This is a genomic window from Streptomyces sp. NPDC042102 (assembly GCF_055582305.1).
Genome location: NZ_JBVJDL010000001.1, coordinates 1,456,476 through 1,469,555, shown reverse-complemented (window position 1 = coordinate 1,469,555; position 13,080 = coordinate 1,456,476). Strand labels below are relative to the sequence as shown.

General features: G+C 73.7%; 12 protein-coding genes. 6 read left to right on the top strand and 6 right to left on the bottom strand.

The window, feature by feature from the left end:
• Positions 1-79: 79 nt before the first annotated feature.
• Both ACZ6KO_RS06005 and ACZ6KO_RS06000 read left to right on the top strand, forming a co-directional pair.
• Positions 80-1,960, top strand: coding sequence for an ABC transporter ATP-binding protein (locus tag ACZ6KO_RS06005; protein WP_469300530.1), 1,881 nt, complete (start codon positions 80-82; stop codon positions 1,958-1,960).
• An 8-nt stretch (positions 1,961-1,968) separates the two neighbouring features.
• Positions 1,969-2,346: a VOC family protein gene (locus ACZ6KO_RS06000; protein ID WP_469300528.1), complete on the top strand. Its 378-nt coding sequence runs from the start codon at positions 1,969-1,971 to the stop codon at positions 2,344-2,346.
• Between the two features lie 9 nt (positions 2,347-2,355).
• Here ACZ6KO_RS06000 and ACZ6KO_RS05995 read toward each other — a convergent pair whose 3' ends face one another.
• Complete coding sequence (locus ACZ6KO_RS05995; protein WP_469300526.1) at positions 2,356-3,000, bottom strand: hypothetical protein; 645 nt, start codon at positions 2,998-3,000, stop codon at positions 2,356-2,358.
• 149 nt (positions 3,001-3,149) lie between these two features.
• Between ACZ6KO_RS05995 and ACZ6KO_RS05990 the strand changes: the two genes are divergently transcribed.
• On the top strand, positions 3,150-3,641 hold the full coding sequence (locus tag ACZ6KO_RS05990) for a gluconokinase (RefSeq protein WP_469301570.1): 492 nt from the start codon (positions 3,150-3,152) through the stop codon (positions 3,639-3,641).
• A gap of 31 nt (positions 3,642-3,672) precedes the next feature.
• Here the strand turns inward: ACZ6KO_RS05990 and ACZ6KO_RS05985 are convergent, their stop codons facing one another.
• Together ACZ6KO_RS05985 and ACZ6KO_RS05980 are read right to left on the bottom strand one after the other, a co-directional pair.
• Positions 3,673-4,206, bottom strand: coding sequence for a protein-tyrosine phosphatase family protein (locus tag ACZ6KO_RS05985; protein ID WP_469300524.1), 534 nt, complete (start codon positions 4,204-4,206; stop codon positions 3,673-3,675).
• Positions 4,207-4,296: 90 nt separating this feature from the next.
• Entirely contained in the window at positions 4,297-5,109 is an 813-nt protein-coding gene (locus tag ACZ6KO_RS05980) for a hypothetical protein (RefSeq protein ID WP_469300522.1), read from the bottom strand.
• A 106-nt stretch (positions 5,110-5,215) separates the two neighbouring features.
• Here ACZ6KO_RS05980 and ACZ6KO_RS05975 point away from each other — a divergent pair, with 106 nt between their 5' ends.
• Positions 5,216-5,776 (top strand): hypothetical protein, encoded by a 561-nt coding sequence (locus ACZ6KO_RS05975; protein ID WP_469300520.1) that lies wholly within the window; start codon positions 5,216-5,218, stop codon positions 5,774-5,776.
• 80 nt (positions 5,777-5,856) lie between these two features.
• On the opposite strand, the gene ACZ6KO_RS05970 is transcribed toward ACZ6KO_RS05975, so the two are convergent.
• Positions 5,857-9,408: a S8 family serine peptidase gene (locus ACZ6KO_RS05970; protein ID WP_469300518.1), complete on the bottom strand. Its 3,552-nt coding sequence runs from the start codon at positions 9,406-9,408 to the stop codon at positions 5,857-5,859.
• Positions 9,409-9,559: 151 nt separating this feature from the next.
• Between ACZ6KO_RS05970 and ACZ6KO_RS05965 the strand changes: the two genes are divergently transcribed.
• Together ACZ6KO_RS05965 and ACZ6KO_RS05960 are read left to right on the top strand one after the other, a co-directional pair.
• A complete protein-coding gene (locus ACZ6KO_RS05965; protein ID WP_469300516.1) occupies positions 9,560-11,035 on the top strand; it encodes an MFS transporter in 1,476 nt (491 codons plus the stop codon).
• A gap of 62 nt (positions 11,036-11,097) precedes the next feature.
• Complete coding sequence (locus ACZ6KO_RS05960; protein WP_469300513.1) at positions 11,098-12,216, top strand: agmatine deiminase family protein; 1,119 nt, start codon at positions 11,098-11,100, stop codon at positions 12,214-12,216.
• A gap of 6 nt (positions 12,217-12,222) precedes the next feature.
• Here ACZ6KO_RS05960 and ACZ6KO_RS05955 read toward each other — a convergent pair whose 3' ends face one another.
• Positions 12,223-12,372 carry a DUF6126 family protein gene (locus ACZ6KO_RS05955; RefSeq protein WP_401443614.1) on the bottom strand — a complete coding sequence of 50 codons (150 nt, stop codon included), beginning with the start codon at positions 12,370-12,372 and terminating at the stop codon, positions 12,223-12,225.
• A 44-nt stretch (positions 12,373-12,416) separates the two neighbouring features.
• Entirely contained in the window at positions 12,417-13,052 is a 636-nt protein-coding gene (locus ACZ6KO_RS05950) for a helix-turn-helix domain-containing protein (RefSeq protein ID WP_401443611.1), read from the bottom strand.
• Positions 13,053-13,080: the final 28 nt, after the last annotated feature.

Here is a 13,080-nt window from a genome sequence, read left to right as displayed (position 1 = left end):
GCGGGAGATCGCGCGCCGCGGCGCCGGGTACCGTCATCCCCTTGACCTCAGGTTTACTTGAGGTCCTAGCGTTCCGGTCATGGATATGGAAGTCACCGCCTGGACCTCGTTGCACAGCGCGATCACCGCGCAGAGCGACCGCCGCCCCCTGTCCCGCGCGAGTCTGCGCCGGGTCCTCTCCTTCGCGCGCCCCCACCGGCGCGGGCTCCTGCTGTTCCTGCTGCTCAGCGTGGTGGGCGCGCTGCTGGCGGTGGCCACCCCGGTGCTCGCGGCCCGGGTGGTCGACGCCATCGTGGCCGGCGGCGCCACCGGTACGGTCACCCGGCTGGCGTTGCTGATCGCCGTGATCGCGGTGGCCGAGGCGGGCCTGGGCCTGCTGACCCGGCGGCTGTCGGCCACCCTCGGCGAGGGCCTGATCCTGGACCTGCGGACGGCGGTCTTCGACCACGTCCAGCGGATGCCGGTGGCCTTCTTCACCCGTACCCGGACCGGCGCGCTGGTCAGCAGGCTGAACAACGACGTGATCGGTGCGCAGCGGGCGTTCAGCAACACCCTGTCCGGGGTGGTCGCCAACCTCGTCACCCTGCTGCTGACCCTGACGGTCATGGTGAGCATCTCCTGGCAGATCACCGCCCTCGCGCTGGTGCTGCTGCCGGTGTTCGTCGTCCCGGCCCGCCGGATGGGTGCGCGGATGGCGACGATGCAGCGCGAGGCGGCCGACCTCAACGCCGCGATGGGCACCCAGATGACCGAGCGGTTCTCGGCGCCGGGCGCGACGCTGGTGAAGCTCTTCGGCCGGCCCGCCGACGAGTCCGCCGAGTTCGCGGCGCGGGCCGCGCGGGTGCGCGACATCGGCATCCGCACCGCCATGGCCCAGTCCGCCTTCATCACCGCCCTCACGCTGGTCTCGGCGCTCGCGCTGGCCCTGGTCTACGGGCTCGGCGGGTACTTCGCGCTGCGCGGCTCCCTGGACGCGGGCTCGGTGGTGGCGCTCGCCCTGCTGCTGACCCGGCTGTACGCCCCGCTGACGGCGCTCGCGGGCGCCCGCGTGGAGGTGATGAGCGCCCTGGTGAGCTTCGAGCGGGTCTTCGAGATCCTGGACCTGAAGCCGCTGATCGACCAGAAGCCGGACGCCCGGGAAGTGCCGCAGGGGCCGGTGTCCGTGGAGTTCGACGGCGTGTCGTTCGGCTACCCGGCCGCCGACAAGGTCTCGCTCGCCTCGCTGGAGGAGGTCGCGGTCCTCGACCCGCGCGGCGGTACACAGGTGCTGCACGACGTCTCGTTCCGAGCCGAGCCGGGGCAGATGGTCGCCCTGGTCGGCTCGTCCGGCGCCGGCAAGTCCACGATCGCGCAGCTGCTGCCGCGGCTGTACGACGCGGACGCGGGCGCGGTGCGCCTGGGCGGCGTCGACGTGCGCGACCTCACCGCCGACTCGATCCGTTCGACCCTGGGCATGGTCACCCAGGACGGGCACCTCTTCCACGACTCCGTCCGCGCGAACCTGCTGCTGGCCCGGCCCGGGGCCACCGAGGAGGAGCTGTGGGAGGCGCTGCGCCGGTCCCGGCTGGAGGGGCTGGTGGCGTCGCTGCCGGACGGGCTGGACACGGTGGTGGGCGAGCGCGGCTACCGGCTGTCGGGCGGTGAGCGGCAGCGGCTGACCATCGCCCGGCTGCTGCTGGCGCGCCAGCGGGTCGTCATCCTCGACGAGGCCACCGCCCACCTCGATTCCACGTCCGAGGCGGCCGTGCAGGAGGCGCTCGGCGAGGCGCTGGCCGGGCGCACGGCCGTGGTGATCGCGCACCGGCTGTCGACCGTGCAGGCCGCCGATCTGATCCTGGTCGTCGAGGAGGGCCGGATCGTGGAGCGGGGCACGCACGCCCAACTGCTGGCCGCGGGTGGCCGCTACGAGGAGCTGTACCGGACCCAGTTCGCGAGCGGCGCGCCCGTACCGGGCGCATGATGGTGGCCATGGACATCAAGCTCGAGCTGGTCGCCGTACCCGTCACCGACATCGACCGGGCGAAGGCCTTCTACCAACAGGCCGGGTTCGTCTGCGACCACGACATCCCGGTGAGCGAGGACATCCGTTTCGTCCAGCTCACCCCGCCCGGGTCGGCATGCTCCATCGCACTGGGCAAGGGCATCACCGAGATGAAGCCCGGCTCGCTGGACAACATGCAGGCGGTCGTCACGGACATCGAGGCGGCGCACGCGGACCTCACGCAGCGGGGCATCGAGGTCAGCGAGATCGACGACCAGCCGTGGGGCTCGTTCGCCTACTTCGCCGACCCCGACGGCAACCGCTGGGCGCTGCAGCAGACCACCCCGCGGACGGCGGCGGGCTGATCGCGGCGGTCAGCTCCCGAGGCGGTGCCGGGCCGCGGGCAGCAGGGCGTCCTCGCCCGGGCCGTCCAGCAGGTCCGCGGGTACGGCGTCCAGGGCGGCGTTCGGCGACAGCCACCAGTCGGCGACGCCCCACGGGTCCTGCCCGGCGCCGAGCAACAGGTTCACCTCGCGGACCACGGGCCGGGGCCGGCCGTCGGCCATGAACTGAAAGCGCGGCAGCTGGACGAACCCGCCGGTGCCGCGCAGCCGGATCAGGCCGGGCTCGTACGGGTCGCAGCCGCCTTCGAGGGCTTCGGCGTCACCGACGGCCGGCACGGCCAGCAGCCGGTCACGGACCTCGCCGAGGACCGGGCCGACCATGCGGTGGCCGTCGAGGACGAGAACCGCCAGGTCGTCGGCCACAAAGCCGAGGTGGCCCGCGGTGGGGGCGGTGGCGGTGGCGGCGAGCCGGCTCTCACCGGGGAACCGGTCGGGCAGCTGCTCCCCCAGCAACCGGGCGGCCAGCAGCGCGGCCCGCTCGGAGGCGTCTCCCTTGGCGAGGCGTAACGCGGCCAGGAGCAGGGCCAGTTGCCGCAGGGCGGTGGGGGCCAGCCGGGGCCTGAGTTCGTCCCATTCGGCGGCCGCGGCGGCGAGCCGCGCGTAGGGATTGGTCATCCTGGCAGGATCGCACCGCCCGTACGGGGCCTACAAGTCGGGCGCCGGACACTTCCGCGGCGAACCGGCCGGACAGGGGTGCCGGGCGCCGCCGATATCGACGAGGACAGCGAGGAACACGGGTGGACAACGGACCGGTCATCGTGGTGATGGGTGTGTCGGGTACGGGAAAGACGACCGTCGGTCGCCTGCTCGCCGCCGCGCTCGGCCTGCCCTACGCGGAGGGCGACGCCTTCCACCCGGCGCCGAACGTCGCGAAGATGGCGTCCGGCGTGCCGCTGGACGACGCCGACCGGTGGCCGTGGCTGGATGCCGTCGGTGCGTGGGCCCGCGCCGCCGCCGACCGGGGCGGGGTGGTGGCCGCCTCGTCCCTCAAGCGCGCGTACCGCGACCGGCTGCGGGCCGCCGCTCCCGGGGCGGTCTTCGTCCACCTGGCCGGTGACCGGGCCCTGATCGCCGGGCGGATGGCCGCCCGTACCGGGCACTTCATGCCCGTCACCCTGCTGGACTCGCAGTTCGCGACGCTCGAACCGCTCCAGGACGACGAACGCGGCGTCACCGTCGACGTCCGCGGCACCCCGCAGGACATCGCCCGCCGGGCCCGCGCCGCCCTCGCGGCACTTCCCCCGTCCTCCCCCTGAGGAACGCCGGGCCGGTGCCCCGCGGCCCCGGTCAGTTGCGCGGGCTCAGGTCCGCCAGCAGGGCGGCGACGTCCAGGCCCGTGGTCAGGTAGTCCTCGAACAGCTCGTTGTTCAGGGCCCACGGCGAGCGCTGCCGGCGGACCAGGTCGATGGCGTCCGCCGGCTCGCGGCCGGCGTCGATGAGGGTCTGGGCGACCACCAGGCCGGACCGGTTGTAGCCCGAGTGGCAGCGCACCAGCGTGATCAGTCCCCCGTCCATCGCGGTCTTCACCGTACGGGCCAGGCGCTGGACGGTCCGGATCTGCAACGGGGTCAGCGGGCCGTCCGGGATCTCGCCGATGACGTGCTCGGTGTCGTACCCCGGACCGTGCCCGTCCAGGGTGAAGAGGCTGATCACGAGGTCGAACTCGGCCCCGACGACGGCCGGCTGGACCTCGCCGGAGGCATCGGTCCAGAAATGGCCCCCCATCCACAGCCCGGGGGCGATCTCGTTCCATGGCGACTGGGGGCCGGGTATGTCACGGTCCTTCTGGCGGGTCTTCTTCATCGTGCTGTCTCTGCCCATCGCCGCGTGCTGCCGGAGTGGTTGATCCACCATGCTAGAGGCGCCGGGGGTGTCCGGTGAACGAACGGATCGGATATGGCCGGGAGTTGATCACGCCGGATCGAAAGCGAGGGCCCGGAAGGCGTCGCGCAGGCCCGGGGTGTGCGTGAGCAGGACCGCCCAGCGCCCGCGGCGCGGCGAGAGCCACAGGGTGGGGCCCGTCGGGGCCGGGGCGCGCCAGATGTCCTCGCTGGGGCCGGTGCGCGGCGCCGGGTGCCACAGCAGTCCGCGGGAGGGGACGAGTTCGCCGGTACGGATGCGCAGCGAGTCCGCGATCCAGGCGCGGCCGACGGGTCCGCGGCCGCCCGCGCCGCCCGCACTGTCCGAGCCGCCCGCGCTGTCCGCACCGTCCGAGCCGCCCGCACTGTCCTGGTCGTCCGCGGCTCCCGCTCCGCTCGCGCCGTCCCCGCCCTCCTGGGTGAGGTGCCGCAGGAAGCGGGTGAGGTCGTCCAGGGTGGTGTGGGTCAGCGTCGTGCCGGTCATGCCCAGCGGGCGCCAGACGCGTACGGCCGCCAGATCGGCGAGCGGCTCACCGGTCAGGTGCTCGGCGAGCGCGGCGAGGGTGGTCAGGGCGCCGTCGCCCGGACCGGTCAGCAGCTGGTGGGTGGTGGTCCCGGCGGGCGGGTGCTCACGGTCCCAGTACGCGCAGAGCGGGGTGTGCAGCGACAGGGCGCCCTCGTCGACGAGGGCCCCGATGACGGGCCAGAGGGCGAGGACGGCGGTCAGTCCGCCGACCTCGACGGGGGTGTCCTGACGGAACGGCCCTGCGGCTCCGGCGGCCCGGGTACCGTGGGCATCTCCGACGGCCCAGGCGGCGTCCGCGGACCCCAGCAGGTCGGCGAAGCGGTCGGTCTGCGTGGTCATGGAAACGGGACGTTAGCCGGGCGGGGTGCGGTTGCCCGGGCGCGCCGCCTCCGCGGGCGGGCGCGGCCACCCGAATGCCGCCCCGGCGGGTGCACGGGAGGCGGATGTGACGGACGTGGCGGACGTGATGGTGGCGGATCCTGTGGTGATGGATGCGGTGCTGGAGGTCTCCGAGGACGGCGGCGAGTTGCTGGCGCTCGACGGAGGCATGACCCCGGCGGCGGTCGCGGCCGCGCTCGCGGTGATCGCCGACCACAACGACGCGGGGCCGGGGGACCGAGGCGGCGGTCTGGTCCGGCGGCTGCTGGCCGCCGACGGGCTGCTCGCCCCGGGCGGCGTACGCCTGCGCGACGTGGCCACCGGCGCCGTCATCCCGCCCTCCTGCTGCTTCGGCCTGGAGAGCTGGCGCGAATGGGCCGCGCTGGCCCAGGGGGAGGAACCGGTGTGGCTGGGGCACGGACCGGTGCCCGAGCTGGAGTTCACGGGCGAGCTGGTCCGGGTCTCCCACGGCGAGGTGTGCGTGGCGCTGCGCCAGGACCTGGTGCCGGACCTGCTGTACGACGTCCAGTCGCAGCTCATCGGCTTCCTGGCCCGGGTGGAGGAGTGGGGCGGCAGCGCGCTCGCGGGGGTGCTGGACGAGGCGTTCCAGGTGACCCGGGCCCCGTAGGCAGGCGGAAACGACGCGCGGGGCGGGGCGACCGTGGCCGGTCGCCCCGCCCCTGTGTGCGGTCGTGCTCGCTCGCGGGGCTAGTTCTGGTCGGGCCGGTCCGTCACCCGGAGGGTGTTGATCTGCGGCTTGCCGTATCCGCTGTGCGCGACGAAGCGGATGTTGAGGACGCCATCGGTGACCGTGACCTTGTAGCTGCGGGTCAGCGCCGTGTACGAGCCCGCCTCCAGGGCGATGTCCAGGGAGGGCAGGACCTCCTTGCCCTCGGCCAGGACGTCGAAGACGCGCTTGTTCGGGCGGGCGGAGGCGACCTCGGCGAAGCCGAGCTCGACGGTGTACGTGCCGTTGGGCACGTTGTCGAAGCGGTACTCGTACATGCCCTCACGGGCGTTGCGGAACAGCCGCTGGTCGTCCGTACCGGCGATGGCGCGCCCGGTGGACTTCACCGACGAGTTGCCCTGGTAGCCGTAGGACCCGGCGGTGTACTTGCGGTCCGGGGACCAGCCGTCGCCCAGGGAGTCGGTGCTCGGGTGGTCGCCACCCGCGTCGAGGGCCACCTGGTAGCGCGGCACGACGACCTTGACGGGGACGGAGCGGACCGGGGTGCGGCCACTGGCCGAGCTGACCTTGAGGTCGGCGGTGAGCACCGTGCCCGGCTGCAGGCCCGCCGTGTCCACCTTCAGGGTCAGCGCCGCCCTGCCACCGGTCGGCAGCTCGCCGGAGGCCGGGGTGACGGTCAGCCAGGGCGCGTCCTCGGCCACCGTGAACGCGGTGCCCAGGCCCGGGTTGGTGAGGTCCAGGGTGCGGGTGCGCAGCTGGTTCGGCGGCAGCACGACCTCCACCGCGGCGCTGGACGGGGTCACCTTGCCCGTGCGCAGGGACTGGCTGACGGCGGTGACGTCGGCCGCCTTCACCTCCACGGTGGTCTGCGCGGACTCGTACGCCGGGGCGCTCAGCGCGACCGGCAGCGAGCCCGAGGGGCTCTGGACGACGTAGCCGCCGTCCGCCGCGGTGGTGGTGGTGACCGCGCTCGCGCCGGTGCCGACCGTCACCGTGGCGCCGGCGACGCCGTTGCCGTCGTTGGCGTCGAGGACCTTGCCGGCCACGACACCGCTCTTGGTGGTGCGGAAGGAGATGGCGAGGCCGTCGGTGATGACGGGGGTGTTGAAGGAGTACTTGAAGGCGTCGGTACCGGTGGCGTTCTCCACGCCGACGGTGGCGGTGGAGCCGCCCCGGATGCCGGTGCCTCCGGTGCCCTTGTAGTGGTAGGTGACCTTGCCGTCCTCGCCGATGGCGGCGGAGAAGGAGAACTTCTCGCTCTGCGCCGACCAGTGGGCGACCTCGCGCCACTCGATCACGTAGGCCCGGTGCGGGGCGGTGCCGGTGACGGAGGTGAAGACGCCCGAGCCGCTGCCGGCCGCGCCGACGATCAGGTCGTCCCAGAACGGGTAGAGCGCGGCGTTCGGGGTGGCCGTCGACGGCAGGTCGCCGTTGATGTCACCGGTGTGCGCGCCGCCGAAGCTGACGGTGCCGTTGGTGCCGATCCAGGCCTGCCCGTACGTCTTGCCGTACAGCGGCAGCGGGAAGGGCAGGTCGACGCGCTCGGTGGTGTTGTCGCCGGTCAGCGCGAGCTGCCGGTCCCCGGCGGGGTACGGGCGGTCGCCGGCGGTGGCGCAGGCGTAGCCGTAGCCGTCGGTGCGCTCGGGCAGGACGACGGAGACGGTGGCGTCGCCGGCGACGGTCACGCCCGCGCTGCCGCCGGTGACACAGCGGGAGCTGTGGGCGGCCTGGACGGTGTACGTGCCGTGGGGCAGCGTGACCTCGAAGCGGCCGGCGGCGTCGGCGGTCGCCGTGACAGGGGTGTCGGCGATCGTGACGGTGGCGCCCGCGGCGGGCCCGGCGGCCGAGGTGACGGTGCCGGTGAGCTTGCCGGACGCGGCCTGGGTGAGGGTGAAGTCGGCGGTGGCGGTGGCCCCTTCGGTCACGGTGGCGGCGCCGGCCTGCTGGCCGTAGCCGAACTTGGCGGCGGTCAGGGCGTAGTCGCCGACCGAGAGCGAGGGGAAGCGGTAGCTGCCGTCGGCCGCGGTGGTCGTCGTACGGTCGATGGGGCCGTCGGCGGTGACCTTGGCGCCCGCGACGGGCTGGTCGCCGGAGCGGACCGTGCCGGTGAGGGAGCCGATCGCGCCGCGCGGGGCGGCCTGGACGGCGGCGAGCGCGTCGAGCCGGCCCTCGCCGAAGACGTTGTTGTCGGCGGCGTTGCCGCCGCACTGGCCGTTGTCGGTGTCCTGGGCGGTGCCGTCGAGCAGTTGCTCGGTCTGGGCGATGTCGCCCTCGAGCGCGGGGGCGGCGGACCACATCAGGGCGACGGTCGCGGCGGTGTGCGGCGAGGCCATGGAGGTGCCGGAGAAGGACCCGTAGCCGCCGTTGCGCACGGAGGAGCGCACGTTGACCCCGGGTGCGGCGATGTTGGGCTTGACGATGCCGCCGGGGCCCGCGCCGCGCGAGGAGAACGAGGCGATCGTGTTGTTGATGTCGAAGGCGCCGGAGCTGTAGGAGCCGGCGTAGTCGCCGGGCGAGCCGCTGGTGGCGCAGCCGGGGCCGGAGTTGCCGTTGGAGAACGCCGGGAAGATGCCGGCGGCGCGCCAGGCGTCGACGATCTGCTGGTACCAGTCGTCGTGGACCGCGCTGCCCCAGGAGTTGTTGACGATGTGCGGGGCGAGGTCGGGCCGCGGGTTCTGGCCGGCGAGGTCGGTCGGGGCGACGATCCACTGGCCGGAGGCGAGCAGCGAGGCCTCGGAGCAGGAGCTGGTCTCGCAGCCCTTGGCGGCGATCCACTTGGCGCCGGGCGCGACACCGATCTTGTTGGCGCCGCCGTCGTCACCGACCATCGTGCCCATGGTGTGGGTGCCGTGGTCGTTGTTGTCGCAGGGTGCGGCGCCCGAGCAGACACCGCCCGGGTCGAACCAGTTGTAGTTGTGGTTGTACGAGCCGTCGGCGCTCTTGCCCCGGTACTGGTTGTTGACGGCCGGGTGCAGGTGGTCGACGCCACTGTCGATGTTGGCGACGACGATGCCCTCGCCGCGCACCCCGAGCTGCTCCCACACCTGGGGCGCCTTGATGCGGTCGATGTTCCACTCGACGGCGTCGGTGGCGGCCTCCCGCTTGCCCTCGGCGGGCTTGGGCAGGCTCACCTTGTCGTCGGCGTCGATGCGGGCGACCTCGGAGCGCTGCGCGAGGCTGGTCGCGAGCTTGCTGCCGCCGACGACGCGCACCGCGTTGACGATCCAGTACGAGGTGTACTCGGCCTTGGCACCGTCGAGGGCCTTGAGCAGCTCGGCCTGGGTGCGGGTGGCGTGGTCCCGCTTGGCCCGGTAGACCGCTTCCGCCTTGCCCGCCCGGCTCTGCTGCTGGCCGGCGGCGGTGAGGTCGGCGGCGCTGTCGAGGTAGACCCAGAAGGCCGCCTTGTCCTTGCCGTCGTCGAGCTGGGCGCGGAGCTTGGGTTCGATCTTCCGATCGGCCTGGGTGGGACCGGGGTCCGGTGCCGCGGCGGCGACGCCGGCGCCCAGGGGGAGCAGCAGGAGCGAGGTGAGGGCGGCGAGTGCCGCGCGTAACGGTCTGTTCCGTTGGGCCACGTGGGGTCTCCTCGTACGACGTGTGCAGGTTGTGCGGGAATGACGAGCGTGACGTGCGCGCGTCATGTTCATTCGGTCGCCATGTCCGCGACAAGAGTGCGTTCCGCGCCGCCGAGTGGCTCTTTTCGGCCGGGACGGCCAGCCTGGGGGCATGGACACGCCCGAGGTCCGGCTCGCGACCGCGCGCGGCCGGTGGATCCTGTTCGCCACCGTGCTCGGCTCGACCATGGCGATGCTGGACTCGACCGTCGTCAACGTCGCACTGCCGCAGATCGGCCTGGACCTGGACGCCGATCTGGCGGTCCTGCAGTGGACCGTGAACGCCTACCTGCTGACGCTGGCCGGACTGATCCTGGTCGGCGGTGCCCTCAGCGACCGCTACGGGCGCCGGCGGATCTTCGTCGTGGGCGTGGTGTGGTTCGCCGTCGGGTCACTGCTGTGCGGGCTCGCGCCGAACGCCGGGGTGCTGATCGCGGCACGCGCGCTGCAGGGCGTCGGCGGAGCGCTGCTCACCCCCGGGTCGCTGGCCATCATCCAGGGGTCGATCCACCCCGACGACCGGGGGCGGGCGGTGGGGCTGTGGTCGGGGCTGGGCGGCGTGGGCGCGGCGGTGGGCCCCTTCCTCGGGGGCTGGCTGGTGGACGGGCCGGGCTGGCGCTGGGTGTTCCTGCTGAACGTGCCGCTGGCGGCGGTGTGCGCGCCGGTGGCGCTGCGTCATGTGCCGGAATCCCGGGATCCGCAGGCGGCGGGCCGGTTCGACGTGGCGGGCGCGGTGCTGGGGGCGAGCTCGCTGGGCCTGGTGACGTACGCGCTGATCGAGGCCCGGTCGGGGTCGCCGTGGGTGATCACGGCGGCGGTGCTGGGGCTGGTGCTGGCGGTGGCGTTCGTGGTGGTCGAGCGGCGCCGGGCCGAGCCGATGGTCCCGCCCGACATCTTCGCCTCGCGGCAGTTCACGGCCGTCAACCTGGTCACGCTGTGCGTGTACGCGGCCTTCGGCGGCTTCTTCTTCCTGGTGGTGCTCCAGCTCCAGGTGGTCTGCGGGTACTCGGCGCTGGCGGCCGGGGCCGCGCTGCTGCCGACCACCCTGCTGATGCTGACGCTCTCCGCGCGCTCGGGCGAGCTCGGCGAGCGGATCGGTCCACGCATCCCGCTGACCGTCGGCCCCCTGCTGTGCGCCGCCGGGATGCTGCTGATGCTCCGGGTCGGGCCGCAGGCCTCGTACGGGAGGGACGTCCTGCCGGCGCTGGTGGTGCTGGGGCTGGGCATGGTGGCCCTGGTGGCTCCCCTGACCTCGACCGTCCTGTCCTCGGTGGATCCGGGCCGGGCGGGGCTGGCCAGCGGGATCAACAACGCGGCGGCCCGCGCGGCCGGACTGCTGGCGGTGGCGGCGCTGCCGCTGCTGGCGGGGATGGGGCCGGAGGCGTACCGCTCGGCCACCCAGTTCGACGCCGCGTTCGGGCGGGCCATGCCGTGGTGTGCCGGGGTGCTGGTGCTGGGCGCGGCGCTCGCCTGGGCGACCATCCGCACCCCCGCGCCGGACGAGCCGCACCCGCACGCGCAGTGCCGGACCCAGTGCGGCGTGACCGGCCCGGCGCTGGAGCCGGGGGAACCCGAACACCTTGACTGAAATTTCAGTCAGTGCGAGTGTGGTGGCACCCCCTCGTCCGCCTCCCTCCCCAGGAGATCCCCATGAACACTGGTCTCCGCACCGTGCTGCGCACCGCGAGCGCCGGGGCCGCCGGCCTGGCCCTGGGCGGCCTCGCGTACTCCGCCGAGGCCCGTCCGGCGCAGGGCTCCGCCCGCCCCACCGTGCCCGCCGACGAGGTGCCGCACCTGCGCACCTGGATGGCCTGGCCGTCCTCCCGCGCCATCTGGGGATCCGACCTCGCCGGGATCCAGCAGGACATCGCGCTGATCGCGCGTACGGTGGCCCGCTACGAGCCGGTGGTGATGTGCGCGGCCGACGAGAGCGCCGCCGCCACCGCCCGGGCCCGCTGCGGAACGGGCGTCACCGTGCTGTCGACCATCCCCGTGGACGACCTCTGGATGCGCGACAGCGCACCGGTCTTCCGCCGCGACGGCGCGGGCCGGATCGACGCGCTCGGCCTGAACTTCAACGGCTGGGGCGGCAAGCAGACCCACCGCAAGGACGCCGACGTGGCCCGGCGGCTGGCCGCCCGGGAGCAGCTGCGCTTCACCACCGCCGACCTGGTCGGCGAGGGCGGCGCCGTCGAGACCGACGGCGACGGCACCCTGATGGCCACCGAGTCCAGCCTGGTCAACAGGAACCGCAACCCCGGCATGAGCCGGTCCCGGATCGAGGCGCGGCTGCTGGCGGCCTACGGCGCCGACAAGATGATCTGGGCGCCCGGCATCAAGGGCCAGGACATCACCGACGACCACATCGACGTGACCTCCCGGTTCGTCCGGCCGGGCGTGGTCATGGTCCAGGTGCCGCCCGCCGACCGGACCGACGTCTGGGCCCGCGACGCCCGCCGGCAGCTCGCGATCCTGTCCGCCGCCACCGACGCCAGGGGGCGGCGCCTGACGGTGCTGCGCGTGGACGGCCCCGACACCGTCCGCTCCGACAGCCCCGACTTCGTGGACTCCTACCTCAACTTCCACCTGGTCAACGGCGCGGTGATCACCGCCCAGTTCGGCGACCGCGCCAAGGACGCGGGCGCGAAGCAGGCGCTGGCCGCCGCGTTCCCCGGCCGCGAGGTGGTCCAGCTGGACGTGGACCGGCTGATGGCCGGCGGCGGGGGCATCCACTGCTCGACGATGCAGCAGCCCGCCACCACGCCCTGACCCGCGTCACTGCCGGCTGGCGCCGAGGACGAAGAGCAGGTAGACGAAGAAGGCGAAGAGGTGGCCCACGAACAGGTAGGCGATCAGCCGGATGACCAGGCCGCGCGGGAACTTCGACTCGATGCGCCGGCGCACGGAAGGGGCTTCCTCGGACATGTTCTCTCCCTCGGTGGTGGTGGCCCGGTGGTGGGCGTGCGGGCTCACGGACGGATGCCGGCGCCACCGCCGGCGCCGCCCAGGCACAGCCCGGCGAGACTGCTCTGCAGCAGGGTGTGGACGAACAGGAGGTCGGCCCCGCCGGCGGTGGCCGCCCCGATGCGGTGCGGCGTGGCGGAGTCGAAGTGCGCGCTGTCGCCCGGCTCCAGGAGGTACTCGGCCTCCCCCAGGTGCAGCCGCAGCCGGCCCTTGAGGACGTACAGCCACTCCTCGCCCGGGTGGACGCGGACCAGCTCCGCCGGACCGGGCGTGTACGGCACGTGTACGCGCAACGCCTGCATGCCGCGCCCCGAGCCGCCGGCCTGCCAGTACGTCCAGCCGTCTGCCTCGCGGGCCCCCGGGCCACCGGCCCGTACGATGGGATCGGCGACCGCCGGGGTCTCCCCCAGCAGCTCGGAGACCGTCGTACCGTAGGTGCGGGCGAGGCCGAGGAGCAGGGGCAGCGACGGCTGGCGCTGTCCGGTCTCCAGGCGGGAGAGGTGGGCGGGCGAGAGCCGGGCCCGCGCGGCGGCGGCCTCCAGGGTCAGTCCGGCGCGACGGCGCAGGTCGCGCAGTTGCGGGGCCACTGCGGGCAGGTCGTCGGCCGCGTCGTCGGGGCCGGGGGCAGGACCGGTGTTCATGCTCCGATTGAGCCAGAGTCTTGCCTGA